Origin of the sequence: Novosphingobium sp. AAP93 (genome assembly GCF_001296055.1) — a bacterium.
Lineage (GTDB): Bacteria > Pseudomonadota > Alphaproteobacteria > Sphingomonadales > Sphingomonadaceae > Novosphingobium.
Genome location: NZ_LJHZ01000096.1, coordinates 79470 through 104833, shown reverse-complemented (window position 1 = coordinate 104833; position 25364 = coordinate 79470). Strand labels below are relative to the sequence as shown.

The 25364-nt window shown below is 64.3% G+C and carries 24 protein-coding genes; 13 read left to right on the top strand and 11 right to left on the bottom strand.

Going from position 1 to position 25364, the window contains the following annotated elements; genetic code table 11:
• Positions 1-139 precede the first annotated feature (139 nt).
• The gene (locus IP83_RS14740) at positions 140-886 is read left to right on the top strand and encodes a GntR family transcriptional regulator (protein ID WP_054122980.1); all 747 of its coding nucleotides are present in this window, start codon (positions 140-142) and stop codon (positions 884-886) included.
• Positions 883-1797, top strand: a complete 915-nt coding sequence (locus tag IP83_RS14735) for a CoA ester lyase (RefSeq protein WP_197274387.1) — start codon at positions 883-885, stop codon at positions 1795-1797. Before IP83_RS14740 ends, IP83_RS14735 begins: the two co-directional genes overlap by 4 nt.
• Here the strand turns inward: IP83_RS14735 and IP83_RS14730 are convergent.
• Positions 1794-2963: a CaiB/BaiF CoA-transferase family protein gene (locus IP83_RS14730; protein WP_054123021.1), complete on the bottom strand. Its 1170-nt coding sequence runs from the start codon at positions 2961-2963 to the stop codon at positions 1794-1796. The genes IP83_RS14735 and IP83_RS14730 overlap by 4 nt on opposite strands.
• Before the next feature lie 98 nt (positions 2964-3061).
• On the opposite strand from IP83_RS14730, the gene IP83_RS14725 reads away from it, so the two are divergent.
• Complete coding sequence (locus IP83_RS14725) at positions 3062-4564, top strand: 4-hydroxyphenylacetate 3-hydroxylase family protein (protein WP_054122979.1); 1503 nt, start codon at positions 3062-3064, stop codon at positions 4562-4564.
• 4 nt (positions 4565-4568) lie between these two features.
• Here the strand turns inward: IP83_RS14725 and IP83_RS14720 are convergent, their stop codons facing one another.
• The 3 genes from IP83_RS14720 to IP83_RS14710 are packed head-to-tail and all read right to left on the bottom strand — an operon-like array spanning position 4569 to position 6767.
• Complete coding sequence (locus tag IP83_RS14720) at positions 4569-5219, bottom strand: 2-hydroxychromene-2-carboxylate isomerase (protein WP_054122978.1); 651 nt, start codon at positions 5217-5219, stop codon at positions 4569-4571.
• Positions 5219-6076 carry a TauD/TfdA family dioxygenase gene (locus IP83_RS14715; protein ID WP_054122977.1) on the bottom strand — a complete coding sequence of 286 codons (858 nt, stop codon included), beginning with the start codon at positions 6074-6076 and terminating at the stop codon, positions 5219-5221. Before IP83_RS14715 ends, IP83_RS14720 begins: the two co-directional genes overlap by 1 nt.
• 13 nt (positions 6077-6089) lie before the next feature.
• Positions 6090-6767 (bottom strand): cysteine hydrolase family protein, encoded by a 678-nt coding sequence (locus IP83_RS14710; RefSeq protein ID WP_054122976.1) that lies wholly within the window; start codon positions 6765-6767, stop codon positions 6090-6092.
• Between the two features lie 94 nt (positions 6768-6861).
• Between IP83_RS14710 and IP83_RS14705 the strand changes: the two genes are divergently transcribed.
• The 5 genes from IP83_RS14705 to IP83_RS14685 are packed head-to-tail and all read left to right on the top strand — an operon-like array spanning position 6862 to position 9938.
• Positions 6862-7584, top strand: coding sequence for a glutathione S-transferase family protein (locus IP83_RS14705; RefSeq protein ID WP_054122975.1), 723 nt, complete (start codon positions 6862-6864; stop codon positions 7582-7584).
• On the top strand, positions 7581-8267 hold the full coding sequence (locus IP83_RS14700) for a glutathione S-transferase family protein (RefSeq protein WP_054122974.1): 687 nt from the start codon (positions 7581-7583) through the stop codon (positions 8265-8267). Before IP83_RS14705 ends, IP83_RS14700 begins: the two co-directional genes overlap by 4 nt.
• Positions 8268-8309: 42 nt before the next feature.
• Positions 8310-8741, top strand: coding sequence for a nuclear transport factor 2 family protein (locus tag IP83_RS14695; protein ID WP_054122973.1), 432 nt, complete (start codon positions 8310-8312; stop codon positions 8739-8741).
• Entirely contained in the window at positions 8741-9139 is a 399-nt protein-coding gene (locus IP83_RS14690) for a nuclear transport factor 2 family protein (protein WP_054122972.1), read from the top strand. The genes IP83_RS14695 and IP83_RS14690 overlap by 1 nt, the downstream gene beginning before the upstream one ends.
• Before the next feature lie 22 nt (positions 9140-9161).
• The gene (locus tag IP83_RS14685; protein ID WP_054122971.1) at positions 9162-9938 is read left to right on the top strand and encodes an SDR family NAD(P)-dependent oxidoreductase; all 777 of its coding nucleotides are present in this window, start codon (positions 9162-9164) and stop codon (positions 9936-9938) included.
• A 262-nt stretch (positions 9939-10200) separates the two neighbouring features.
• On the opposite strand, the gene IP83_RS14680 is transcribed toward IP83_RS14685, so the two are convergent.
• Genes IP83_RS14680 through IP83_RS14660 form a run of 5 tightly spaced genes read right to left on the bottom strand, consistent with a single transcriptional unit; the run spans position 10201 to position 15313 of the window.
• A complete protein-coding gene (locus tag IP83_RS14680) occupies positions 10201-10560 on the bottom strand; it encodes a hypothetical protein (RefSeq protein ID WP_054122970.1) in 360 nt (119 codons plus the stop codon).
• Between the two features lie 11 nt (positions 10561-10571).
• Positions 10572-11744, bottom strand: coding sequence for a class I SAM-dependent methyltransferase (locus IP83_RS14675; protein WP_197274386.1), 1173 nt, complete (start codon positions 11742-11744; stop codon positions 10572-10574).
• Positions 11745-11778: 34 nt separating this feature from the next.
• Positions 11779-12588, bottom strand: a complete 810-nt coding sequence (locus tag IP83_RS14670; RefSeq protein ID WP_054122968.1) for an alpha/beta fold hydrolase — start codon at positions 12586-12588, stop codon at positions 11779-11781.
• A 4-nt stretch (positions 12589-12592) separates the two neighbouring features.
• Positions 12593-13657: an LLM class flavin-dependent oxidoreductase gene (locus tag IP83_RS14665; protein ID WP_054122967.1), complete on the bottom strand. Its 1065-nt coding sequence runs from the start codon at positions 13655-13657 to the stop codon at positions 12593-12595.
• A gap of 33 nt (positions 13658-13690) precedes the next feature.
• A complete protein-coding gene (locus IP83_RS14660; protein WP_197274385.1) occupies positions 13691-15313 on the bottom strand; it encodes an FAD-binding oxidoreductase in 1623 nt (540 codons plus the stop codon).
• Positions 15314-15508: 195 nt separating this feature from the next.
• Between IP83_RS14660 and IP83_RS14655 the strand changes: the two genes are divergently transcribed.
• The gene (locus IP83_RS14655) at positions 15509-16258 is read left to right on the top strand and encodes an SDR family NAD(P)-dependent oxidoreductase (RefSeq protein WP_143146839.1); all 750 of its coding nucleotides are present in this window, start codon (positions 15509-15511) and stop codon (positions 16256-16258) included.
• A 90-nt stretch (positions 16259-16348) separates the two neighbouring features.
• Here the strand turns inward: IP83_RS14655 and IP83_RS14650 are convergent, their stop codons facing one another.
• Together IP83_RS14650 and IP83_RS14645 are read right to left on the bottom strand one after the other, a co-directional pair.
• Entirely contained in the window at positions 16349-18874 is a 2526-nt protein-coding gene (locus IP83_RS14650) for a TonB-dependent receptor (RefSeq protein WP_082364726.1), read from the bottom strand.
• 56 nt (positions 18875-18930) lie between these two features.
• Complete coding sequence (locus IP83_RS14645; protein WP_231625063.1) at positions 18931-19680, bottom strand: aspartate/glutamate racemase family protein; 750 nt, start codon at positions 19678-19680, stop codon at positions 18931-18933.
• 82 nt (positions 19681-19762) lie between these two features.
• Between IP83_RS14645 and IP83_RS14640 the strand changes: the two genes are divergently transcribed.
• The 4 genes from IP83_RS14640 (at position 19763) to IP83_RS14625 (ending at position 25364) form a co-directional block, all read left to right on the top strand.
• Positions 19763-20437 carry a GntR family transcriptional regulator gene (locus IP83_RS14640; RefSeq protein ID WP_054122965.1) on the top strand — a complete coding sequence of 225 codons (675 nt, stop codon included), beginning with the start codon at positions 19763-19765 and terminating at the stop codon, positions 20435-20437.
• A gap of 66 nt (positions 20438-20503) precedes the next feature.
• Positions 20504-21424 carry a hydroxymethylglutaryl-CoA lyase gene (locus IP83_RS14635; protein ID WP_054122964.1) on the top strand — a complete coding sequence of 307 codons (921 nt, stop codon included), beginning with the start codon at positions 20504-20506 and terminating at the stop codon, positions 21422-21424.
• Positions 21425-23473: a hydantoinase/oxoprolinase family protein gene (locus IP83_RS14630; protein WP_054122963.1), complete on the top strand. Its 2049-nt coding sequence runs from the start codon at positions 21425-21427 to the stop codon at positions 23471-23473.
• A 16-nt stretch (positions 23474-23489) separates the two neighbouring features.
• Positions 23490-25364 (top strand): hydantoinase B/oxoprolinase family protein, encoded by a 1875-nt coding sequence (locus IP83_RS14625; protein ID WP_054122962.1) that lies wholly within the window; start codon positions 23490-23492, stop codon positions 25362-25364.

Below are 25364 nucleotides of genomic sequence, written 5' to 3'. Positions count from 1 at the left end.
CGGGATCCTCTTCGGAGCGCGGTGCGCCGGCACCGCGGCATCGGGTTTGCCTGAGGCAGGAACTATGCTAGCTTAATCACCAATGGTCCAGACCAATAATCCACCCACCGGAATTCGAACGACCCACGGATTGCCTGCCATGTCCAGCCAGCCCCTTCCGCGCTATCGCGAAATCGCCGACCGCATCCAGGGCGAGATCGCGTCGGGCAAATGGCCGGTGGGCGAGCAACTGGCCCCCGAGCACGTGCTGGCAAGCGAATACGACGTCAGCCGCTTCACCATCCGCGAGGCCATGAGCCGGCTCGAGGAAAGCGGCCTGATCAGCCGCCAGCGGCGGCGCGGCACGATCGTGACGGCGCAGCACCCCGTCGAGCAGATGGTGCAGAAGCTCGGTTCGATGGACGAACTGCTGCAATATGCGCCACAAACCCGGCTCAAGCCGATCCGCACGAGCATCGTCGAAGCCGATGTCGCGCTGGCGCAGATGCTGCCCTGTTCGGTCGGTGCGTCCTGGGCGCGGATCGAGACCATCCGCACCGAGGCCAAGCGCAGCCCGGTCTGCTGGAGCGACATCTACGTGCCGGCCGAATTTGCAGGCGTGGCGGAGCGCATCGGCAAGGACACCACGCCGGTGTTCCAGCTGATGGAGCAGATCTACGGGATGCACGCCGCCGATATCAACGCGGAGCTGTTCGCAGGCTCGCTCTCGCAGCGCAAGGCCGAGGCGCTCGACGTCGCGCCCGGCAGCCCGGCCCTCATCATCGTGCGCCGCTACCGTGATCGCACCGGGCGCCTGTTCGAGGTTTCGGTCAGCGAACACCCGGCTGGGCGCTTTTCCTATTCGGTCGATCTCAAGCGCAAGGAAGGAAGCCTCGCGGCGTCATGACAGAGCAATTCACCACCATGGCGCAATTGAAAAGCGGCCCGGTAATCACCGCCATGCCGATCCGCAGTTTCCTGTTCGCCCCGGCCAATCACCCGCGCAAGGTCGAGAAGGTCTTTGCGAGCGGGGCGGATGCGGTGATCCTCGATCTTGAGGATGCCTGCGCGGCGGCGGAGAAGGCCGCGAGCAGGGCGAGTGCGGTGGATGCGCTTTCCGCGCCGCGCCCCTGCCTCGGTTATGTGCGGATCAACGCCGCCGATACCGAATGGTGCCTGCGCGATCTTGATGGCGTGATCGGGCCCTGGCTCGATGGCATTGTCGCGCCGAAGATCGAAAAGCCCGAGGAGATCGTGCTGATCGACTGGCTCATTGCCCAGTTCGAGCGCGAGCGCGGCCTGCCGATCGGCCGGATTGACCTGATGCCTATCATCGAGACCGGCGCGGGGCTCCATGCGCTCGACGCGATCATTGCCGCAGGGACACGGATCAAGCGCATCTCGTTCGGCGCGGGCGACTTTACCCGCGACATGCGGATGAAATGGAGCGCGGACGAGGCCGAGCTGGCCTATGCGCGCGGGCGGCTGGTGCTGGCGTCGCGGGTCGGCGGGCTGGAGGCGCCGATCGACACGGTGCATATCGACCTCGACGACGAGGAGAGCTTTGCCGGTTCGGTAGTGACCGGCGTGAAGTTCGGCTTCCAGGGCAAGCTGCTGATCCATCCCAAGCAAGTGGCGCTCACCAACCGCTCGTTCATGCCGAGCGAGAAGGAGATCGCGCGGGCGCGCAAGATCGTCGACGCCTTCACCGCCGCCGAGAACGCAGGCTCCGCTTCGATCAAGGTCGACGGGTACTTCGTCGACTATCCGATCGTCGAGAAGGCGCAGCAGGTCCTCGCCATGGCCGAGCGGCTCTAGCCGAGCCAATCCGCCAACACGGCCGCGCTGTCTGCGCCCAGCGCGCGCCCGGCCCAGCGGATGGCGCCCGGCGTTGCGCTGAGGCGGGGGCACACGGCGGGAAGCGTGAGTTCCCCGGCGCGCTCATCCTCGATGCACACCAGATTGCCACGCGCCGCATATTGCGGATCCTCGAAGATCTCGTCGATGCCGTAGACAGGTCCGCAGGGCACCTGCCCGGCTTCGCAGGCGGCGAGCACCTCGTCGCGCGTCATGCCGCTGGTCCAGTGGCTGACGAAGGCGTCCACTTCGGCGCGGCGGGCCTCGCGTTTCCGGATCGTGCCGTAGATGCCGTCGCCGGTCACGTCCATGCGGTCCATCACCTCGGCGAGGCGGCCAAAGATCTTGTCGTTCGTGCAGGCGATCGCCACCCATTTCCCGTCCTTGGTGGGGTAGTGACTGTGTGGCACGGCATTGACCGTGCCCGCTCCCATCCGCTGCCGCACGTAGCCGTGCCGGGCATAGGCGGGCGCCAGCTCGTCGAGCAGCCGGAAGGTGCCCTCGTAGAGCCCGAGATCGATGATTTGCCCACGCCCTGTGCGCTCGCGGACATGCAGCGCGGTAAGCACGCCGAGCGCGGCGTAGACGCCGGTGAGATAGTCCGAGAGGGTTGCGGTGCCCGGCGAGGCCGGCGGCGCGTCCGGCTCGCCGCAGAGGAAGGAAATGCCGCTGAAGGCATTGGCGATGCGGCCGAAACCGGGCCGGTCGCGATAAGGGCCGGTCTGCCCATAGGCCGTCACCCGCGCGATGATGAGGCGCGGATTGAGGGCCTGCAGTACATCGGGTCCGATTCCCCAGCGTTCCAGCGTCCCGGGCTGGAAGTTCTCGACCAGCACGTCCGCCTTGGCCGCCAGCCGGAGCAGCGTCTCCGCGCCTTCCGGGGTGCGCAGGTCGAGCTCGAGCGAGCGCTTGTTGCGCCCCTCGCTCAGCCAGACGAGCGTATCGCCGGCCTCGGTCGGTGTGCCGAACTTGCGGACCGGATCGCCGCTGCCGGCGAGCTCGACCTTGACCACGTCCGCTCCGAATTCCGCAAGATAGGTCGCGCAATAGGGCCCGGCGATGAACGTGGCCAGATCGAGCACCTTGAGGCCTTCGAAGGCACCTTGGGGCAGGCTTGCGGGAGGCATTTCGCACACTTTCTATTGGTCCAGACCTTTTTCCCGCGTAAGGGAATGGCAAAGGGCCATCAAGGCCGAATGTTGTATGCCGAAGGGGAGCCTGCGCCGTGCTCAAGTCCGCCGAAGCCTATCGTGAATCGCTGCGCAGCCTTGCCCCGCGCGTTTATGTCGGCGGCGATCTGGTGGCCTCGGTGGCGGATGAGCCCCGGCTGGAGCCCGGCATCAACGCGGTGGGGCTGACCTACGATTTTGCGCTCCTGCCCGAATCCGCGAAGGTCATGGTCACGACCGGACTTTCCGGCGATCCGGTCAACCGCTTCCTCGCGATCAATCGCAGCCGGGAGGACCTGCTCGACAAGCTCGAGGCGGTGCGCCTCACCTGCCAGTATGGCGGCTGCACCCAGCGCTACCTGACCCACGACGCGTTCAACGGGCTGTGGGAAGCGACCTGGCGCATCACCCAGCGCACCGGCAGCGAGAGCCATGACCGGCTCAAGGCCTATATCGCCCACGCGCAGGCGCATGACCTCGCCATCGGCATCGCCATGACCGACGGCAAGGGCGACCGTTCCAGGCGCCCTTCGGAGCAGGTCGAGCCGCTGTCCTATGTCCATGTGCGCGAGCGGCGCGCGGATGGCATCGTGATTGCCGGCGTGAAGGCCATCGTGACGGGGGCGCCCTATATGCACGAGTTCCTCGTGCTGCCATGCCGCCGGATGCGTGCCGAAGACCGCGACTTTGCCGTCGCCTGCTCGGTGCCGATCGACGCGCCGGGCATCACCGTGGTCTCGCGCCCGGCGGGCCGTCCCGGCAATGCGGCGGCCAGGTTCAGCGCCAAGTTCGCGCAGTCGGTCGCGGCAGTCCACTTCGACGATGTGTTCGTGCCGTGGGACCGGGTGTTCATCGATGGCGAGACCGAAGAAGCGCACCTGATGACCACCAATTACGCTTCGCACCACCGGCACAGCTGCATCGGCGCACGCGCGGGCTTCGGCGATCTGCTGATCGGCGCGGGCGCGCTGATGATGGAGGCCAACGGGCTGGACCTCGACCGTATCGCCCATCTCAAGGACAGGATGGTCGAACTGATCAAGATCACCGAAGGCTTCTATGCCTGCGGCGTGGCGGCCTCGACCTTCGGCGAGGAAGACGCCGCGGGCAATTTCCGCCCCGAGCAGATCTATTCCAACATCGGCAAACTGCTGCTGGCCAACCAGATCTACGACATGCACCGGCTCGCGCACGAAGTGTCGGGCGGGCTGGTGGTCGGCTTGCCCGGCCCGGAGGAGGACCACAACCCGGATACCGCCCCGATGATCGAGAGCCTGCTGCGTGGACGGCCCGACGTTCCCTATGCCCACCGCGCCAATGTCGCGCGGTTCATCGAGGATCTCACTGCTTCGGAAACGGGCGGCTGGTATTCGGTGATCAGCCTCCACGGCGGCGGCTCGCCCGAGGCGATGAAGCTGGAAATCCTGCGCAACTATCCGGTGCAGGACCGCAAGGACCTCGTGCAGGCGCTGCTCGATCGCGGCGCGCTCGATCTGGGCAAGGGCCCCGCGCGCGACAAGCAGCCGGGCCGGTGCTGCACCAAGGGTTGCGCGGAATAAGCTCTCAGCGCGGGCGCACGGTTGCCATCGGCAGGTTCGAAACGCGCGCCATTTCGCCGCTCGCGAACAGGCCGGGATCAGCCAGATAGGCCCGCGCCATCGGCATGGCATCGAGGCCCCAGAACAATTCGTCCCCGATAGCCAGCGTGGGCACGCCATAGACGCCCGCTGCGACGGCTGCTTCAGTGTTGCTGCGCAGCCGGTCCTTCACCTGCGGGCCGTTCGCGGCCTCCAGCGGTACACCCAGCGCATCGGCGAGGGCTGCTGCTGTCTCGGGACTTTCCGGATTGCGCCCCTCACCCCACACCAGCCAGAAAGCAACCGCCACATCGGCGACGCTGAGGTCACGCACGCAGAGCAGCCGCAGCAAGGCCAGCGGATTGAACGGATGCGCGGGCGGCGTGCGGAACGGGATGCCGCGCTCGTCCGCGATCCACTGCGCGATGCGGTAGGTCTGCGTGCGCTTGGCGGGGATTTCCGCCGGGCCGAGATGGCCGAACGCCTTCAGCAAGCCGGCGAACAGCACGGGGCGGAACGTGACCTCGTGCCGATCGCAAAGCTCCTCGATCTCCGGAACGGCCAGCGCCGCGAACGGCGAGATGACATCGAAATACCAGACGAGGGGCGGTGTCGGCGGCTGCTGTCCCGTCTCCATCAGAACGGGATCGCGCGGTCTGGCTGCGGCAGGATCGTGGTGCGCAGCATCAGCCGTTCATGCTCGCCATCAAAATCGTCGCGGCGGTGCATGGTGCAGGCATTGTCCCACAGGATGGCATCGCTCACGCGCCAGTCGTGGCGGTAGATGAACTCCTCCCGCGCGGTCCAGGCGAACAGCTCGTCGAGCACGGAACGGCTCTCGTCCTCCGGCAACCCATTGATCTTTATAGTCATGCCGGGGCAGACATAGAGCGCGCGCCGCCCGCTATAGGGATGCGTGCGCACCAGCGGGTGCACGATATCGGGCGTGAGGTTCTTCTGCTTGGCGTTCGTGTCGGTCGAATACATCCGGTTGAACGCGACGTATGACTGGATCGCGGTACGCCCGTCGACCACGTCCTTGAGATGGCGTGGCAGCCGGGCATAGGCCGCGGTCATGTCGGCAAAATGCGTGCCGCCGCCCGCAGGCGGGATCTTCACCGAGTAGAGCAGCGAGGCGATCGCCGGCTTGGGCAGATAGATCTGGTCGAAATGCCAGCCCACCTCACCATCGGCCAGCGCCCCGGTGGGCTTGCCGTTCTCGCGGATATTGGTGATCTGCAGCAGTTCGGGATGGGTCTTGTTGAGCCACTCTTCGCGCAAGTGGATCTCGAGCGGACCGATCCGGCGGCTGAACTCGATCAGATCTTCCTTCTCGATCTGCTGATCGCGGAACAGCAGCACTTCATAGCGCAGCCACAGCGCCTTGATCTCGTTGAAGACGTCGGCATCCATATCGCGCGAGAGCGTGACGCCGACCACTTCGGCGCCGAACGTCTCGGCCAGCGGCCTGACTTCGAGTGACTTTGCAACCATGTCCTGTCCCTGTTTAGCCCGCGTTGGTGGTCTGGGCGATTTCCGCGATGATTTCTGCCGTGGTGGCCACCCGGCCCCAGAGGCGGCGGAAGGTGTTCTCGTAGGCGTCCTGCATGAGATCGCTGCAGGTGCCCGAGGCATCCGAGGCGAGCACCACGCCGAAGCCCCGGTCCGCCGCTTCCTGCCCGGTCATGCCCACGCAGTTGTTGGTGGAAACGCCCGTCACGATGATCTCGCGAATGCCCTTCGAGGTGAGGTGCGCGCCGATCCCGGTGGATGCAAACGCACCCATCGTCACCTTGTTGAACACCGGTTCGCCCGCAAGGGGCTTCAGCGCATCGACGATCTCGTGCTCGCGCGTGCCCGCGTGGTTGTTGGTACCTTCGAAGAACGGGCGCATGTGGCGCGGCGCATCGCTGTAGTCCGGCCGCTCGCTGCCCACCGTCACGTGCACGACATGGGTGCCATTGGCGCGGAATGCGGCGAGCATCCTGCCGATGTTCGGGATCAGCAGCGCATCGATCCGGTCGAACCGATAGGCGGCGCTGTCGAGGGTGCCCTGGCGTGCCAGCAGCGCGCCAAGCCCATGGTCGCGGCTGCCACTGGCGTACTGCATGTCGACCACGACGAGTGCCGTGGTCCGCGCACTCATGCTGACGGGTGCGGTGAAGCCTTCAACGTAGCTCGACATCGCGGGAGCCCTTTTGATTGGTCTGGACCTTTTCCTAACACCGCCTTGACAAGCGGTGCAATAGGAAGAACCATGAGACGAAAGGAAACCGGCCATGAAACTGTTCTACTCGCCCTTTCACACCTTCGTGCACAAGGTGCTGGTGACCGCGCACGAGTGCGGGCACTGGGACAATCTGGAGCGTGTCGCGACTTTCCCGTTCAAGAACAACGCGGGCGAGGATTGCGGTGACAGCTACGACATCTCGCCGCTCAATCCTCTGGACAAAGTGCCCACGCTGGTCACCGACGATGGCCAGGTGATCTTCGCCAGCCAGGCGATCTGCGAATACCTCGACAGCACCGCGACCGCGAGGAAGATGTATCCCGCGCCGGGGCCGAAGCGCTGGGACGCGCTGCGCCGCCTCTCGCTTTCGGACACGATTTTCGAGAGCACTGTCCAGATGGTGATGGAGCAGTGGAAGCCCAAGGAACAGTGGAACATGGGCCTGTTCGAATGGCTTTGGCCCAAGTTCATCGCCGGGCTGGATTCGCTGGAGCGCGATGCTCAGGCCGGATGGGACGAGTTCGATGTCGGCCATGCCGCGATGCTGCACGCGATCAGCTATCTCGGCTTCCGCGCCGAATTCTATGAGGCCAAGGACCCGATTCACCCCAATTTCAACTGGCGCGAAGGCCGCCCGGCACTGTCCGCATGGTTCGATGAGGCGATCCAGCGGCCTTCGGTCCAATCGCACTACAACAAGCCGTTCGAAGGCGATGACAGCGCCGCTGCCTGTCAGGCGGCTGTCAAGGCCTGCCTCGCGCTCCGGTCATGATCGACCTCTACTACTGGCCCACTCCAAACGGCCACAAGATCACGGTCGCGCTGGAGGAGATGGGGCTCCCCTACACGGTGAAGCCGGTGAACATTCTGGGCGCTGAACAGCATACGCCGGAGTTTGCAGCGCTCAGCCCCAACACGCGCATTCCGGCGATTGTCGATCATGACGGGCCGGGCGGTGCGGCGCACAGTGTGTTCGAATCCGGCGCGATCCTGATGTACCTCGCTGAAAAGTCGGGCCGCTTCTGGCCCGAGGACGCTGCGGCGCGGTCGGACATGATCCAGTGGCTGTTCTTCCAGTGCGCCAACGTCGGTCCGATGTTCGGCCAGTGCGGCCACTTCCGCGGCTATGCGCCGGAGCGGATCGAATACGGCATCAACCGCTACTGCGGCGAGACGGTGAAGCTCTACGGCGTGATGGACCGGGTGCTCGGCACGCGGGCCTATCTTGCGGGCGCGGACTATTCGCTGGCCGACATGGCGACTTACCCGTGGTGTGCGCCGAAGATCCGCGATCTCCATGCCATCGAAATCGAGCAGTTCCCCAACGTGAAGCGCTGGGTGGGCGAGATCGAGCGCCGGCCTGCTGTGCAGCGCGGGATGGCGGTGCTGGGGGATGTGATGAAGATCGGCAACCCCGACGAGAAAGCCCGCGAAGCGCTCTTCGGAAAAGCCTGAACCCCTGAAATCTCAGCAGAATATCACAAGGAGGAATCCGCAATGAGCGAATGGCAAGAGGCGGGACCGGGGCAGACAGCGCTGCCTTATCCCTACTACATCGACATCGTGACGAAGCGTTACTTCGACGGCGTCGACAACAAGGCGATGGACCAGGTTCTCGACTGCTTCACCGAAGACGCGATCCTGACCGAAGTGACCTCGAACACCGTCCACAACGGCAAGGCTGCGATCCGGGCGATGTTCACCAAGCTCTTCGCCGACTTCTCGGACATCTGGCACGGCAATTTCGTCCACACCGCAGACCCCGCCAGCAACTCGGTCTGCTCGCAGTTCACCGTGCTGATCACGCCCCATGGCGGTGACGAGCTGCGCTACGAGAACTGCAACCGCTTCTACCTCAATGGCGACAAGTTTCACCGGGTCTATGTCTACATGAGCGGCGACAACCTGCTCAAGGAAGGGGACGCCTGATGCAGTACGAACCCACTCTCAGCCGCGCCGAACTGATCGAGCTGGCCACGCAGAAGTATTTCGCCAGCGTGGACCGCAAGGATATCGAAGCCGCGCTCGATTGCTTCCATGAGGAAGCACTGTTCTGCGTCCAGACCGAGTTCACCCGCCATGCGGGCAAGGCCGCGATCCGCAAGATGTTCGAAGGCTTCATGGGGGCCTACGAAACCATCGTGCACAAGGACTTTGTCTGCACGGTGGACGAGAAGAACGGGCGCATCACGGCGAGCTTCGAAGCGGTGCTGACCGCCGAGGATGGCACCGTGACGCGGCTGTTCAATACCAATTTCTGGCGCATCCGCGATGGGAAGTTCCAGGAAGTCTACGTCTACTTCAGCGGGGCGAACGTCCTCGTCTGATCTTGCCAAGGGAGCGGCGATCATGACGGACACGACCGGCGCGGCGCCGCTCCTCGGGCGCACCGCGCTCATCACCGGCAGCTCGTCGGGCATCGGCGCGGGGGTGGCGCTTGCCTTTACCCGCGCCGGGGCGGCGTTTGTCATCATCAACTATCCGCATGAAGCAGAGGCCGTGGCTGCCGAGGCCGTGGCAGAGGAAGTGCGCAGCCTTGGCGCGAAGGCGCTGGCGGTGCAGGCCGACGTTTCCGATGAAGGCCAGGTGACGGCCCTTGTCGCGGCGGCGCTAGAAGCGGCAGGCCGGATCGACATTCTCGTCAACAATGCCGGTATCGGTCATGGCGACACGGTCGAAGACCTGCCCATCGCCACATGGGACCGCGTGATCGGCATCCACCTGCGCGGCACCTTCCTGATGACCCATGCCGTGCTGCCGGGCATGTATGCTGCTGGGTTCGGCCGGATCATCAACACCGCCTCGCAGCTTGCCTACAAGGGCGCGCCGGGGCTTTCGGCCTATACGGCGGCGAAAGGCGGGATCATCTCGTTCACGCGCTCGCTCGCGCTGGAAATCGGCAGCCGCGACGTGCGGGTCAATTGCGTGGCACCGGGCGCGACGCGCACGCCGATCCTCGATGCCGTGCCTGCCGATGTGCTGGAGGCGATCCGCGCTGGCATTCCCATCGGCCATCTCGCGGATGTTGCCGATATCGTGCCGTCTTACGTGTTCCTTGCGAGCGAAGCCGGACGGCATTTTCAGGGGCAGGTGCTGAGCCCCAATGGGGGTGATCACTTCCTGTGACGGACCGCTCTCCGGGGATTGCCCGGAGAGCGCCGCCTAGAGCGCTTTCCAACCAATCTGGCTCACCGTGATTGCGTCAGGAAGCTTCTCGGCGCGACGCTGTCCTAGGGGCTTCCTGACGCAACCGCAAAGCGGCGGGCCGCTCTTGGCCCATCGCCACGTTGATCGTCGGTCACTATGGACAAGCATAGCTCCCTCCTCTCGCCTAGCGCTGGGCCAAAATCGGCTCCGTCCCGGCGAGCCAGATTGGTCGGAAAGTGCTCTAGTCGTTTGCGACCACTTCCTCGATCACGGCCGCATAGGGCTTGGTATCGGCCGCCCGCTGTTCGAGTTCCTCGCGCTCCTGATGCACGATGCGCAGCACCGTATCGAGGTAGCTGTCGCGCCAGGCATCGCGCTCGGCGCGCACCTTGGCGTCGGGCTTGTAGGCATCGACGGCCGCGCGGGTGGGCGCGGTGCCCGCCTCGGCCAGCCGCTCGATGGTGTCGATCCGGTCGCGCAGCACCGCGACTTCACCGGCCAGCGCCAGCGTGATCGCCAGCGTCTTGTCGATGGCGGGATCGGCAAAGTACTGCGGCCGCTCGCCGCGGGCCTTCTTCTGAAGGGTGATAGTCTCGGCCATCCGGGTCTTCCTTACTTCTGCACGCCCCAGAGCCACCAGGCCCCGCCGCCACCGAAATCGCCGCCCTGGAACACTTTGGTGCGGCGCTCGGTCGCCTCGAAGGCGCTGGGCTGATAGGCTTCGAACGCCTTGGCCGGATCGAACCCGGTCTGCGCCGCAAGATCGGCAGGCACCAGTTCGTGGCTTGCGCCCCAGTAGGGCTCGTTGTTGTTGCGCGTGTCCCAATCGAGCATGAACGCGTCATAGGCCGGCAGGTCGCGATAGGGCGGCGTTTCGGCGTGGACCACCAGCCCGCCCGGGGTGAGCAGGCGGTTGCACTCCTGCATGATGCGCCGCATCGCCGCGTTGCTGGTCTCGTGGACCAGAATGTGGCTGACGATCAAATCGAAGAAGCCATCTGCGAAATCGGTGCTTTCCGCATTCTGCTGGCTGAAGTGCACGGTCTTGCCCATCGATTGCGCGCGGGCATGGGCATAGCGCAGCACCGGTGCGCCGACGTCGATTCCGTAGACTTCGGCATCGGGGAAGGCGTCGCAATAGCTCAGCGTCGAATGGCCGACCGTGCAGCCCATGTCGAGAATGCGGCGCGGCTTGAAATCGGGATGGTTCTCCTTGATCCACGCGATCGTCGTATCGCCGATGTCGCTGTTGAGCGGCCCCATGCGGCCCATCGCGTAGATGTAGACGGCGGTATCGTAGACCGCGCCGTTGGCGACGTCGTCGGCCGTGAATTCGGTGTGGTAGCCGCCCGGCATGCAGTGGATATCCACGCCGCGATGGTACTTCGGGATTTCAAGGTCCGGGTTGAGGCGCAGGGTGCCCGCCGCTTCTCCGCCCTTCCCAGCTGCGGCGATAAGGTCGGGCAGCTGGCGCTCGACCGGAATCTGCACCGACTTCCACATCATCTCCTGGCTGTTGCGCTGCATCGCGCTCCAGAAGGCGAAATAGGGATCGTTGCTCATCGCCTTGCGGATATCGGCATAGGTTTCGGGTTCTGCGCCCGTCGCCTTGGTGAAAGCAGGCTTGGCGCGCGCTTCGTAGGCATCATGGTTGCCCAGCGAGACCTTGGAGGCGAGGTGGAACTTGAGGCTCTTCACGAACTCCTGACGCGCAAACTCGTCAGACGTTGTCTGCGGCAGAACGCCGTGGCGGAATTGGGTGGTCAGATCCTGGGTGGCAGTCATGACATCCATCCTTTGGTGAGGTTCGAAAACAACGCTAAACCGAGACTTCCCGCAAAAACGACGCCAGTCCAGCGGCAAAATTGTCAGCGTCAAGGTCGGGTTCGAAGTTGGCGCCGTCGATCGGCAGCACCCGCGCATCAGGGCGCATTTCGGCGGCGCGGCCGAGATAGGGATGCAGCACGTCGTCCGGTGCGGCGGCGATCATCATCGGCACCTTGATCGCCTTGTAGAACGAGGGGAAATCCTGCCCCCACACCGCACTGTAACTCTTCACGCGGCCGATGTAGGCGCGCATCTGATCGCACATTTCGCGGTGGATCAGCTGCGGATCGGCATGGGCACCCAGCTGGCGCAGGTATTCCCAGTTCTCGAGCAGATAGCTGCCAGAGACCACCGGCGAGAAAGGCACGCCATAGTATTTGGAAAACTCGACTCGCTCCTCGGTGGTCAGCGGCACCGGCCCGATCATAGTCAGCGAGGCGACAAGGTCCGGCTGGCGCGCGGCAAGCTCCACCCCGATGCACGAACCGGTATGATGGCCGACGACATGGCACTTCGTGATGCCCAGCGCGCGCACCGCTTCGCCGAGCCAGCCGACATATTCGGTCATCGAGGGATAGTGATCCTCGGGCACGTCGAACGAGCCGCCGAAGCCGGGCGTGTCGAGCGCATGCATCGGCCATTCGCCCTTCAGCCGCTGCATGGTCTTGAGCCACATCTGGCCCGAGCTCGCGGTCTGGTGGAAGAATACCACGGGCACACCGCTGTCGGCCGCCATGCTGCGGACATGGATTTGCCCGCCGCTCGTATCCACGAAGCTCTTGCGCACGCCCGCTTCGCTCATTTCGTCAGTTCCTGCATTTGAGCAGCGGCATGACCCGCTCGCCGAAATCGGTGATCCCGCCGACGAAATCGGGCCAGCTGAACAGCATGCCGTCGATGCCGGTCTCCTCTGCGATCTCGTCGATGCGGAGGGCAAGCGTCTCCGGGCTGCCCGCCAGGACGGGAATGCCCATGAAGGCCATGTTGCCTTCTTCAAGACCAAGCGAGAGCCCGGATTTGAGGCGCTCGGCAATGCCGCCGGCGTTGGTGTCCATCGCCGCGCTAGCCATGATGTTGGCAATGGCGCCGTGGTCCGCTCCCGCGATGATCGTATCCGCCTGCGCCTTGGCCTCGGCATCGGTGCGCGCGACGATCATGTGCATCAGCGCGTAAGTGCCCACCTTGCGGCCATGCGCTGCAGCGGCTGCATGCACGTTGGCGACGATCGACTTGAGCGCTTCGGGATGCGCGATAACGAAGTTCTGGTCGCCCATCTCGGCAGTGAAGGCGATACCCTTGGGGCTTTGCCCGGCGCAGACGATAGGGATTTCGCGGCCCGGCTGTGGATAGACGCTGCATCCATCGAGCGAGAAGAACTCGCCCTTGAACGAGGTCTCGCCGGTGCGCCACAGATCCTTGAGGACCGTCAGGTATTCGCGCGCGTAGTCGTAGCGGCGGTCGAAGTACTCATCCCCGCGCCACAGGCCCATCTGCGTGTATTCGGGCTTGTTCCAACCGGTGACGATGTTGAGCCCGCAGCGCCCTTCGCTGATGTCGTCGATGGTCGAGATCATCCGCGCGACCACGGGCGGATGCGCGCTCAACAGTGTCACACTTGGGAACAGCCCGATGGTCTTGGTATCAGCCGCAAGCGCCGCCATCAGCGTGAAGCTTTCGAGGCAGGCGTCCCAATAGCCGGTCTCGCCGCCGAAGCCTTTGAACTTCATCATCGACAGCACGAAGTCGAGCCCCAGGCGCTCGGCTTCCTGCGAAATGGCCTTGTTGTGCTGGTAGGTCGGCAGATAGACCGGGCTGCCCTTCGACGGGATATAGCCGTTGCTGCCGTTGGGGAGGAAAACACCGAATTTCATGCCAATCGCTCCGATGCCTCTTTCTTGCAGCCGTTATAGCCCGAGCGCTCCGGGGTTCATCAGGCGATCCGGGTCCACCACGGCCTTGACACGTGCGACCAGCTCGCCCAGCGCCTCGTTGTTCATGATCTCGCGGTAGGGGTAGTACTTCCCGATCTGCAGATGCAGCCCGCCGAGTTCATCGAAGAGGTCGCGCAATTCGTCGCGCAGGCCGAGCGCGACCGCCCGGCGCGCTTCGTCGGCGGGAATGTCGCGCCACTTCTCGGCAAACTCAGGCTCGATCAGCGAAAGGCGGAATTCTCCGAGCTGATCGTGCCAGTAGAAGCTGGGCTCGATCACGAATTCCGGGCCAGAGAAGCATGTGAGGTAGCTGGTCTTGATGCTCCACTGCTCCATCAGCGGCTTGCGCTCCGCGAGGAAGCGCTCGGTCGCCTGCGCCGCCGGAATGGCGCGCGAAAGCGGGAAGTAGCCGTGCACCGGGATCCAGATCTCGCCCTGCGAGCCCAGGAGGATCGTCCGCACGCCGCCGAACGGCGCGTTGCGGAAGACGGTCGGGATCGAATTGGCCATTTCGGTGCCGCCTTCATCGGCGCAAATCTCGGCAGCCAGATCGGTATGCTCGGCCGCCACAACCTCGGTGAGCGCATCGAGTGTCATATGCAGCGAATAGGGCACGTTGCGGAGAATCTTCTTGCCGCCCAGCGCAACGCGCGCCGCGTTCTTCAGGCCCTTGAGACCACCCTTGCGCGCAATCTTGCCGACGAGCGAGAGCCCTTCCTCGAAGGTGATGCCCTGATTTTCGAATCCGGCGTTGTAATAGGGATCGAAGCCATAGCATTCGGACGCGATGCCAAGCCGCGCGATGCGCACTTGCGCTGCGAGCATCGCCTCGAGCGTATCGAACTTGTACGAGAGGTAGCCGGTGTGGCCCGCCGTGCGCACCAGCCGCAGCGCCGCGACCGCCTTCACGCCCATCGCGCCGGTATCGGCGGTGAACAGCCCGGTCACGTCGGGGCCGAAATGGCGCCAGAACGGGCTCGAATTCTTGTGCGCCCAACTGCCCGTGGTCAGCACGCTGCCATCGGCGAGCACGACCTTGAGCCCAATCACTGTCTGCGCTGCCGTGCCGCCGGTGCCGGACCCGTGGAACAGGCTGTTCTGCGATAGCGCGCCGCCGACCGTGGCATAGGCGCCGGACAGCGGCCCCCAATAGGGTGTGCGCACGCCGTGCGGCGCGAGCGCCTCGTGCAGTTCCTTCCAGGTGCAGCCGGTTTCGACGATCACGTACATGTCGTCGGCATTGATCTCGATCACGCGGTTCATCTTGCGTATGTCGATCAGCACGCTGCGCGCGCGTTCGGGCGTATAGCCGCTGGTATAGCTCATCCCACCGCCGCGCGGGACCACCGCGAAACCGGCACGTGTGGCAACGCCCACTGCATCGGCGAGCGCTTCGACGCTGGCTGGCTGGAGCACCATCGCAGCGACTTCATGCGGGCGAAAGCTGAGGTCCTGAGAGTAGAAGGCGCGGCTGGCATCATCGAGCAGGACATTGTCGCGGCCAAGAATTTGCCGGAGCTGCTCAATCGTCGCGCCGTCGGCGGAAGGACCGCCGCTGCTACCTTCGCCCGCTTGATCCTGAGGAATCGCCGCCATGCTCATCTCCCTCGCTTTACTCGCAAAAATGTATACTAGGTTTGATGATCCGCAAGCTCAAATCCAATTACTCGGCAATCTTTGTGCACATTTCTCGCCAAAGTTCCCGAAGTAGCCTTGTCGCTTGATCTCTTGGGATGCATCCTGCCGGGCGGCAAAAACGTCAGCAAAATGCAGTTTGAAAGGATGTTTCACATGCGAGCAGCATTGGTATCCGGCGCCGGAATCGGCATCGGCGCGGCGACAGCAAAAATCCTCGGGCGCGAGGGCTATCATGTGATCGTGAGCGACATTCTGAAGGCAGAAGGCGAGGCTGTGGCCGAGGAGATCCGGGCAGCAGGCGGCTCGGCCGAACATGTCACGCTCGATGTCGGCGATACCGAAGCGTGCGATGCCGTGATTGCCGATATCGATGCGCGGTTCGGCGCGCTTTCGGCGCTCGTCGCCAATGCCGGGATCGCGCCGCGAGCCGCCTATCCGATCCTGACGGACGGGAAGTGGGACGAAGTCCTGAACGTAAACCTCAAGGGCCAGCTGCGCCTGATCCGCGCTGCCGCCCCGGCTATGAGCGCGCGGCAGCAAGGCGCGATCGTCTGCGTTTCCTCCATTGCCGGCGCAGTGGTCGGTTGGGACGATCACTGGCACTATTCCGCCGCCAAGGCCGGGATCACCGGCATGGTCAAGGCGGCGGCCTGCGAACTTGCCAAGGCAAATGTGCGGGTCAATGCCGTCGCACCGGGCTTCATCCGCACGGCCCAGATTCTTTCCGAAGAGAACTCGCTGGGGCCGGAGGGGCTGGCCGCGGCCGAAACAACGGTGCCGCTGCGCCGGGCCGGACATGCTTCGGAAATCGGTGAAGTGATCGCCTTCCTCTTGTCCGACAAGGCGAGCTACGTGACCGGGCAGACGATCGTGGTGGACGGCGGCCTGACCGTCGCGCTCTGAAACTGCCGCCGCGCGCTCTGCAAGGGGCACAAAAAAACCGGGCCATGCAGCGCTGCATGGCCCGGTTCTGTTTCAGGCTGACGGTTCAGTTCAGAACTTGAACGTCCCTTCGACGCCGATGGTGCGCAGCGCACCCGGAGCGACGAACGCGCCGCCAAATTCCGGCGCGACGATCACTTCCTGAAGGTAGCGCTTCTTGGTCACGTTGTTGGCGAACGCCACCAGCGACCAGTGATCACCCTTCAGACCGCCACGCAGGTTGAGGATGCCGTAAGCATCGCGGCGGCTGTTGGTGTAGTTCGCGCCCAGACCGAAGATGGTCGGCACATTGTTGTTCTGGACGGTGTGGAAGTAGGTCGGACCGGTCAGGCGATAGTCGGCGCGCAGCAGCAGGCCGAGGCTGTCGGTGATCGGACCGTCATACTGGGCGCCGAGGTTGACGGTGTACTTCGACGTCGCCGGAGCGTCGTTGCCCACCGTGTAGGGACGAGCCGAGTTCTTCTTGATCTCGCTGTCGGTGTAGTTGGCTGAACCAAACACGGTGAAGCCCTTCGCGATGCGCGCGTTGAACGAACCTTCGACGCCCTTGAAGGTCACCTTGTCGATGTTGGAGACGACGCGGAGCAGACCGAACGGGCCGACGAAGAATTCGAAGAACTGCGAATTGCGGACATTGGTGATGTAGCCCGCCAGTTCGAAGTTCACGCCCGGTACGATCGTGCCCTTCACACCGGCTTCCCAGGCGCTCGAGATTTCCTTCTTGTAGTCGTCGAAGATCGTCAGGCCCGCGCCGATACCCGCGTTGAAGAAGCCGTTCACGATCGCGGCCGAACCGGCGTTGTTGAAGCCGCCCGTCTTGAAGCCGATGCCCCAGTTGGCGAACAGGTTGACGTTGTCGGTCGCCGCGTAGCTGATCGAGATCTTCGGCTGGAAGTGCTTGTAGGTCTGCTTGCGCGGGGCAAGCACGCCGCTGGGGTTGTAGGCCGGATCGAGACCGGGGTTGAGGTAGTAGTTGGCCGGCGTGGTCGCGGTGCCGTTCGGGTTACCGGTAAGCACGTTGCCAACCCAGCGCGTCAGGCGGCCGGCCGGAATGCCGTTTTCGGTTTCGCGCTGCTCGATGTCGTAGCGGCCGGCAAAGCTGAGCTTCAGCTTGTCGGTCGGCTTGTACTCGAGCGAGCCGAAGAACGCGTAGACGTTGGTCTTGAACGTATCCTCGGCCAGCGCTTCGGTCCGGTTGCGAGGATCGGTGGTGTAGCACTCGCGGATCACGCCCTGGCCGGTGTCGACGCCAAGGTTGTTGCAGTTGAAGCGATCGATGTTGAGATAGTAGCTGCCCAGCGACCAGTTCAGACCGCTGCCTGCATCGCCGGCAAGGCGCACTTCGGCCGAAATGTCCCTTTGGTTGCGCCGCTGATACTGCGAACCGTCGCAGGTGACCGGCGAATAGGGATTGAGGAAGACGGCCGGGTTGCCGAGATCGACCCCGAACGGCGCCTGAACCGGGAAGCCCTTGAGCGCCGCAGCGGTTGCGATGCAGGTGCTTTCGTTATTGAAGAACCCGAAGGTGCCGCTGGTGCCGTCGGCGTAGAAGTCGTTCTTCGTGTTGCTGTACGAGACGTAGCCGGTCAGCTTGATCGCATCGGTCAGGGTCTGCGACAGGCGGACCGAGGTTTCAAACGACGACTGGTTGTTTTCCGGGTTGATGTTGCGGGCGAAGACGAACTGGTGCTTGTTCGCGTCGATGTTGAAAACCGGCGCATTGAAGGCGGCGGCGAGGCCCGGCAGCTGGAAGATCGCGTTGAACGCGATCGCCGCGCCCTTCAGCTTGCTGTAGCGCGCCTTGAGGTCGATCTCGGTGTCGCTGCTTGGCGTGTAGAGCAGGCGGCCGTTGATGTTCCAGCGCTGGTTGTCGTCAACCGAAGCGCCGATGCCCTTGGGCTGATTGGGATAGGTGCTGGCGTAGAGCGGGCTGGTCTGGAAAATGTCGCGGTAGAAGCCGTCGGTGGTGGCATATTCACCGTTGACCACGAAGCCAAGGTTCGAACCCAGCGGTCCGCTGACGACGGCCGCACCAGCGAAAGTGTTGTTGTTGGCAGCCGATGCCCGGCCCGAGACCTCGAGCTTGTCACCGGGCTTCTTGGTGGCGATCACGATCGCGCCGGCAACCGCGCTGCGGCCGTAGTACGCGCCCTGGGGCCCCTTCAGGATTTCGATCTGGGTCAGCGCGCCCTGATCCTGCGCCAGCAGCGCGGTGTTCGACTTGAGCACGCCGTCGACGACGAGCGCGACGTTGTTCTCACCGTCGCGGGCGCCGTTGATGCCGCGGATCGCGATCTGGGTATCGCCAGCCTCAACCACGCCGGAGACGATGGTGACGCCCGGTGTCAGCTGGACATAGTCTGCCGCGACGCGCGCACCCGTATTGGCGATCGCGGCTGCGGTGATGACGGTGACCGAGGCCGGCACATCCTTGAGCTTCTCGTCCTCGCGCCGTGCCGTGACGACGATCTCATCCGAGGGAGCGGCCGCCTGCGGCGCTTCCTGGGCATGGACAGACACTGGCGCAAGCACGGATATGGCAACCGAGCTCAGGATCAGATACTTGGTCTTCCTCATGTTTACCCCCTTATATATCCCTGAATTTCAATAATTATTAATGTCTGATAACTGTCTCAGGCGCTCCCTCTGCGAATGCCTGCGTCATTGCCTACCTGCGGAGCCGGGAACGCCTTCTTGCTGTGCGACAGTCCGAGCTGGACCAGCAGTTCGGCCTGCTTGTAGGCAATCAGCCCCGGATTGATCACCGGAATCGGCAGGTTCTGCGCGAGCCAGTGCGCGGACTGGTGCATCGTCGTCGAGCCGAGCACGATCACGTCCGCGCCGTCTTCGGCCATCGCTGCTTCGGCCTCGGCCTTGAGCTTGGCAAAAACCACCTCTTCCTTGCCATCGAGCAGTTCGGCGAGGTCAGGACGCGTCTTGATCGAACGCAGGCCGGAGCAGCGAGGCCAGAAGCCGTATTCGGTCAGCGTCTTCTCATAGAGCGGGAACCATTCGTCCCACATCGTCAGCACGCAGAACTTCTTGCCGAGCATCATGGCCGCGTGAAAGGCACACTCGCCGGGGCCGACCACGGGGATCGAGAGACGCGAGCGCAGCGCGCGCAGTCCTGAGTCGCTGACCGTATCGATCACCACTGCCGAGTAGCCTTCCGCCTCGGCATCGATCCCGGCCTGGAAGACAGTCCAATCCATCAGCATCGTGTCGTGGTAGGAGTCGCCGAGCGCGGCGCCCCACTTGACGGCGACGAATTCGGGGCTGAACCCTGGAGCAATCACATCGGGCGCAAGCTGGGCAGCGCGGTTGGCGACGCCGGCTTCGTCCATCGGGATCGGAACGATGACTTTGATGCGATGTTCGGTCACGCGACGATGCACCCCGGCCTGTTGCGATTGTGTACGAACCTAATGTATACAATGACACTCGGTCAAGCAGGAGTAATAAAGAATGTCGCGCGCGTCCGATCGAGCTTACGTGATGATCCGCGACATGATCCTGTCCGGCGACCTGCCCTCTGGGGCAAAGATCGGCGAAGAGGCGCTGGCGGAGCAATGCGGAGTTTCACGCACCCCGATTCGCGAAGCGCTGGGCCGTCTCGAGGCTGAACTGCTCATCCGCCGCAGCGACACGCAGCGCAGCTTCGTTGCGGACTGGTCGCTGGAGGATGTCGAGGAGGTTTTTGAACTGCGCGGCCTGCTCGAAAGCCGCGCCGCACGCCGCGCAGCCACACGCATCAGCCGCAGCCAGATCGAGCGGCTGAAGACGCATCACGCCGCAATTGGCGAGGCAATCAACGCGCCGACGCCCGACACGCAGCAGTTTGTCGAGCACAACCATCTGTTTCACAGCGTAATTCTGGAAGCCTCCGCATCGGCTGAACTGACCAGCATGCTGGCGCGGATCATTGAGCGGCCGATCGTGCATCGTACGGCCCGCAACTACTCTTTCGACGATCTCAAGCGCTCGCATCGCCAGCACGGCGAGCTCGTTGCCGCGTTCGAGCAGCGCGATCCGGCATGGGCGGAAGCGGTGATGGTTTCCCATATCCGCCGCGCGTTCCACACCTATGCCAACGCGCATATCGACCAGCGGATACCGGATATGTCGCAAGCTGCTGAATAGTCGCAAAGAATGGGGGCGGCGGGTGAGCCCTCTTGATTTTGTATGCAAAACTGCGATGCTCGAAAGATGGGATCAACAAGCATAGAGTTCGTCGAGGTCGGTCCGCGGGATGGCCTTCAGAACGAGCGGACGGTGGTTTCGACCGCCGACAAACTCGAACTGATTGCGCGTTCGATAGCGGCCGGTGCCCGGCGAATCGAAGTGACCAGTTTCGTGAACCCCACGCGAGTTCCGCAGATGGCGGACGCCGAGGCGGTCTGCGCCGCCTTGCCCGAAAGGGCAGGCGTCACCTTCATCGGCCTCGTCATGAATGCGCGCGGGGCCGACCGGGCGATTGCGACCGGCAGGATTGACCAGCTTGGCGCAGTGGCCGTGGCCACAGACAAGTTCGCCATCGCCAACCAGGGCCAGACCAGCGACGATTCGGTCGATGCCGCCAAGGCGATCATCAGCAAGGCCCGCGATGCGGGGTTGACCGCGCAGGCGACGATCGGTGCGTCGTTCGGCTGCCCTTTCGAGGGCGAGGTGGACGAGGCGCGTGTGGTGGAGATGGCGCGCCGGCTTGCGGAAGCAGAGCCGGTTGAGGTCGCCCTCGCGGATACCATCGGCGTTGCCGATCCGGGGCACGTATCGCGGCTGGTGGCGGCAGTGCGCGCTGCCATCGATCCGCTGCCGGTGCGGGTGCATTTCCACAACACGCGCGGCACGGGCCTCGCCAATGTCTGGGCGGCGGTCACCGCCGGCGCGACTGTTGTCGACGCCGCGCTCGGCGGCCTCGGCGGCTGTCCGTTCGCGCCCGGCGCGGCTGGCAACGTCTCCAGCGAAGACGTCGTCTACATGCTGGAGCGCGCGCACATTTCGACAGGCATGGACCTTGATCAGCTGATCGAGAGCAGTGCCTGGCTCACAGGAATCATCGGTCGGAAATTGCCGGGCATGGTGGCGCAGGCGCCGCGATTCCCGCAGCAGCAAACAAAGGACGCATAGATGGGTTACCGTTTGGGGGTTGATGTCGGCGGCACGTTCACCGACCTGCTGTTGTTCGACGAGACGACCGGCGCCTTCTGGCGCCACAAGACGCCGTCCACCCCGCACGACAGCTCGGAAGGCATCCTCACCGGCGTCACCGCGATCTGCGAGAAGGCGTCGGTCGATCCCAAGGAGATCGAATACTTCCTTCACGGCACGACGGTCGCGACGAACGCGGTGCTTGAAGGCAAAGGCGCACGCGTCGGCCTGATCACCACCGATGGCTATCGCCATGTGCTGCAGATCGCGCGCTCCTATGTGCCGGGCGGCCTTGCGGGCTGGATCATCTGGCCCAAGCCGACACCGCTCGCCGCGCTGGAGGATACCGTGACGGTCGGCGGCCGCATGGATGCCGCAGGCAAGGAAGTGCGCCCGCTCGATGAAGCCAGCGTCAGGACGGCGCTGCTCAAGCTCAAGGACCAGGGCGTCGAGGCGATCACTGTCTCGCTGATCAACGCCTACGTGAACGGCAGCCACGAAGCCCGCATCGGCGAAATGGCGCGCGAGATGATGCAGGACATCCCCGTCTCATTGAGCCACGAAGTCTTGCCCGAAATGCAGGAGTACGAACGCACGCTGACCACCGTGGCCAACGCCGCGGTGCGCCCGGTTGTCGGCCGCTATGTCCGCAGCCTGCGCGACAAGCTGGCCACCTCCGGCATGAACGGCAAGCTCTCGCTGCTGCGGTCGGATGGCGGCCTGATGTCGGCCCAGAAGGCCGAGGAGCAGCCGGTCAACATCCTGATGTCCGGCCCTGCCGGCGGCGTGACGGGCGCGCTGTGGGTCGGCAAGAATGCCGGTATCCGCAATATCCTGACGCTCGACGTCGGCGGCACTTCGACCGACGTCGCGCTGATCGAGAACCTCGAGCCGCGCCGCCAGCGCACGACCGAAGTCGGCCACCTCTCGGTCCGCGCCTCGGCGCTCGACGTGAAGACGGTTGGCGCCGGTGGCGGCTCGATCGCCTATGTCCCCGAACTCACCAAGGCGCTGCGTGTCGGGCCGCAGTCCGCAGGCGCGGTGCCGGGGCCGGTCGCCTACGGCAAGGGCGGCGAACTGCCGACGGTGACCGACGCCAATGTCGTGCTCGGCTATCTGCCGGAAAATCTCCTCGGCGGCAGCTTCAAGCTCGACCGCGAAGGCGCCAAGCGCGCGGTGCAGACCATCGCCGATGCGCTGGGGATCGACCTGATGGCCGCCGCGCGCGGCATCATCGACATCGTCAACGAGAACATGTTCGGCGCGCTGCGGATGATTTCGGTGCAGCAGGGCTATGATCCGCGCCACTTCGCGCTGATGGGCTTCGGCGGCGCAGGGCCGCTCCACGTGAATGCCGTGGCCCGCCTGATGAGCAGCTGGCCGGCGGTCTCTCCGGTCTCGCCGGGCGTGCTGTGCGCACTTGGCGATGCGACGACGCGGATGCGCACCGAAACCGCGCGTTCGTTCTCGCGCCTTGCCACGCAGACCGATGCGGCCGAGCTGATCGCGGTCCTGAAGGACATGGCAGAGCAGACCCGCGCCGAACTGCGCGCCGACGGGCTTGCCGACGCGAGCATCGAAAGCGAGTTCGAAGTGGACGTGCGCTACGCCGGGCAGGCCTTCGAAGTGCCGCTCACGATCACAGCCGAAGTGCTGGAGCGCGACGGCATCGACGGCATCATCAAGCGCTTCGACGAAGAGCACCTGCGCCTGTTCACCTTCAACATGGATACGCCGCACGAGATCGTGAACCTGCGCGCGGTCGCGCTGGGCCAGGCGCTCGACCTGCCGGCTGCCGAACTGCCCAAGGGCGATGGCAATCCCATCGCGGCGAAGATGCGCGACCACACGCTGTGGATGGATGGCAAGGAGCAGGCGGCCGTCATCTATGACCGCGCGAAGCTGCGCCAGGGCGACGTGATCCCCGGCCCCGCCATCGTCATCGAAATGGATTCCACGACCCTGATCGAGACCGGCTGTGTTGCGGTTGTTGACCGTGTCGGCAACATCCTGATCAACCTGGCCTGAGAGGAGGCAAGAGCCCATGCCCGCAACCATCATCCAGACCAATCCTGCGCCCTTCGAGAAGCTGGTAATCGATCCGGTCACGCTCGACATCATCGAGAACGCGCTCCGCAACGCGCGCAATGAAATGGACGCCACGCTCAAGCGCACCGCGATGTCGCCAGGCATCCGCGAGCAGGGCGACGCCTTTCCGCTGATCGCGGACCATGCCGGGCGCATGATCGTCGGCCAGTTCGGCAGCTTCATCGGCGGCTTCCTCGAGGGCTACGAAGGCACGCTCGAAGACGGCGACATGATCTTCCTGTCCGACCCCTATTCGGTCGGCGGCGCAATCAGCCACTCGAACGACTGGCTGGTCCTGCTGCCTGTGTTCAAGAACGGCCGCCTGATCGGCTACACCGCGATGTTCGGCCACCAGGCGGATATCGGCGGCAAGGTGGTCGGCTCGATGCCGATCGATTCGCGCTCGATCTTCGAGGAGGGCGTGCGCATTCCGCCGGTCAAGATCTGGAAGAAGGGCGAGTACAACGAAGACCTGATAAAGCTCGTCATGCACCAGACGCGCAAGCCGGACTGGTGCCAGGCGGACCTCAACGCGCTGATCGCCTCATGCCGCGTCGCCGCGCGCCGCGTGATCGAGATGGCCGAACGCTTCGGCGAGGACGTCTACGTTTCCGCCACCGAAGAGCTGCTGGCGCGCAACCACCGCGCGATGAAAGCACTGATCGGCATGGCGATCGCCGAGGATCCGGTGAGCTTCGAGGACTATATCTGCGATGATGGCATGGGCGCCGGGCCGTTCAAGATCAAATGCACGATGTGGCGCGAAGGCGAGAAAGTGATCCTCGATTTCGACGGCACCGACCCGCAGAGCCAGTACTCGATCAATTTCCTGCTCAACGAGAACATGTTCCGCATGTTCTTCGGCATCTACATGATCATGGTGTTCGACCCGCAGATCCTGTTCAACGACGGATTCTACGATCTCATCGACGTGCGCATTCCGGAAGGCTCGCTGCTCAAGCCGAAGTTCCCCGCCGCGCTCTCGGGCCGCACCCATGCGCTGGGCCGCATCTTCGACATCCTTGGCGGCCTGCTGGGCCAGAAGACACCGGAGTTCCTCAACGCCGCCGGCTTCTCGTCGAGCCCGCACCTGTTCTACTCGGGCCTTGATGCCAAGGGCGAATGGTTCCAGCTGTTCCAGATCGGCTTCGGCGGCATTCCGGGCCGTCCGATGGGCGACGGGCCGGACGGGCACTCGCTGTGGCCGGGCTTCACCAACGTGCCGAACGAGTTCCTCGAGCGCTATTTTCCGCTGCTGATCGAGAACTATGAAACCGTGCCCGACAGCGGCGGCGCCGGCCTCCACCGCGGCGGCAACGGCATCAACATGACCTACCGCTTCCTCGCGGACGGCACCATCTCGGCGCATGACGACCGCTGGTTCGTGCCGCCTTGGGGCGTCAACGGCGGCGAGCCGGGCGCCCGCGCGCGCAAGATCGTGGAGAAGCCCGATGGCCGCAGGATCATCATCGGCAACAAGGTCGATGCCTATCCGGTGGAGGCGGGCGACCTGCTGCACTTCATCACCTGGGGCGGCGGCGGCTGGGGCGATCCGCTCGAGCGCGATCCCGCGCTCGTCGGCAAGGAAATCACGCAAGGGCTGGTCACGCCGGAAGGCGCGAAGGCCTACGGCGTGATCGCGAACGACAATGGCGAGGTCGATCTGGCGGCAACCGAGGCGCTGCGCGTCAAGCTGCGCGCCGAACGTCCGCCGCTCGGCCTGTTCAACTTCGGCCCGGATATCGAAACCTTGCGCGCCAATTGCGAGGCAGAAACCGGCCTTCCCGCTCCCGTCCAGCCTGTTTGGCAGACGGCGCAGGCAGCGGAGTAA

Bases quoted from the DNA above. Each gene is read 5' to 3' on its own strand.
- IP83_RS14740 (WP_054122980.1), top strand. From the start codon at position 140: ATGTCCAGCCAGCCCCTTCCGCGCTATCGCGAAATCGCCGACCGCATC.
- IP83_RS14735 (WP_197274387.1), top strand. From the start codon at position 883: ATGACAGAGCAATTCACCACCATGGCGCAATTGAAAAGCGGCCCGGTA.
- IP83_RS14730 (WP_054123021.1), bottom strand. From the start codon at position 2,963: ATGCCTCCCGCAAGCCTGCCCCAAGGTGCCTTCGAAGGCCTCAAGGTG.
- IP83_RS14720 (WP_054122978.1), bottom strand. From the start codon at position 5,219: ATGGAGACGGGACAGCAGCCGCCGACACCGCCCCTCGTCTGGTATTTC.
- IP83_RS14715 (WP_054122977.1), bottom strand. From the start codon at position 6,076: ATGGTTGCAAAGTCACTCGAAGTCAGGCCGCTGGCCGAGACGTTCGGC.
- IP83_RS14710 (WP_054122976.1), bottom strand. From the start codon at position 6,767: ATGTCGAGCTACGTTGAAGGCTTCACCGCACCCGTCAGCATGAGTGCG.
- IP83_RS14705 (WP_054122975.1), top strand. From the start codon at position 6,862: ATGAAACTGTTCTACTCGCCCTTTCACACCTTCGTGCACAAGGTGCTG.
- IP83_RS14700 (WP_054122974.1), top strand. From the start codon at position 7,581: ATGATCGACCTCTACTACTGGCCCACTCCAAACGGCCACAAGATCACG.
- IP83_RS14695 (WP_054122973.1), top strand. From the start codon at position 8,310: ATGAGCGAATGGCAAGAGGCGGGACCGGGGCAGACAGCGCTGCCTTAT.
- IP83_RS14690 (WP_054122972.1), top strand. From the start codon at position 8,741: ATGCAGTACGAACCCACTCTCAGCCGCGCCGAACTGATCGAGCTGGCC.
- IP83_RS14685 (WP_054122971.1), top strand. From the start codon at position 9,162: ATGACGGACACGACCGGCGCGGCGCCGCTCCTCGGGCGCACCGCGCTC.
- IP83_RS14680 (WP_054122970.1), bottom strand. From the start codon at position 10,560: ATGGCCGAGACTATCACCCTTCAGAAGAAGGCCCGCGGCGAGCGGCCG.
- IP83_RS14675 (WP_197274386.1), bottom strand. From the start codon at position 11,744: ATGACTGCCACCCAGGATCTGACCACCCAATTCCGCCACGGCGTTCTG.
- IP83_RS14670 (WP_054122968.1), bottom strand. From the start codon at position 12,588: ATGAGCGAAGCGGGCGTGCGCAAGAGCTTCGTGGATACGAGCGGCGGG.
- IP83_RS14665 (WP_054122967.1), bottom strand. From the start codon at position 13,657: ATGAAATTCGGTGTTTTCCTCCCCAACGGCAGCAACGGCTATATCCCG.
- IP83_RS14660 (WP_197274385.1), bottom strand. From the start codon at position 15,313: ATGGCGGCGATTCCTCAGGATCAAGCGGGCGAAGGTAGCAGCGGCGGT.
- IP83_RS14655 (WP_143146839.1), top strand. From the start codon at position 15,509: ATGCGAGCAGCATTGGTATCCGGCGCCGGAATCGGCATCGGCGCGGCG.
- IP83_RS14650 (WP_082364726.1), bottom strand. From the start codon at position 18,874: ATGAGGAAGACCAAGTATCTGATCCTGAGCTCGGTTGCCATATCCGTG.
- IP83_RS14640 (WP_054122965.1), top strand. From the start codon at position 19,763: ATGTCGCGCGCGTCCGATCGAGCTTACGTGATGATCCGCGACATGATC.
- IP83_RS14635 (WP_054122964.1), top strand. From the start codon at position 20,504: ATGGGATCAACAAGCATAGAGTTCGTCGAGGTCGGTCCGCGGGATGGC.
- IP83_RS14630 (WP_054122963.1), top strand. From the start codon at position 21,425: ATGGGTTACCGTTTGGGGGTTGATGTCGGCGGCACGTTCACCGACCTG.
- IP83_RS14625 (WP_054122962.1), top strand. From the start codon at position 23,490: ATGCCCGCAACCATCATCCAGACCAATCCTGCGCCCTTCGAGAAGCTG.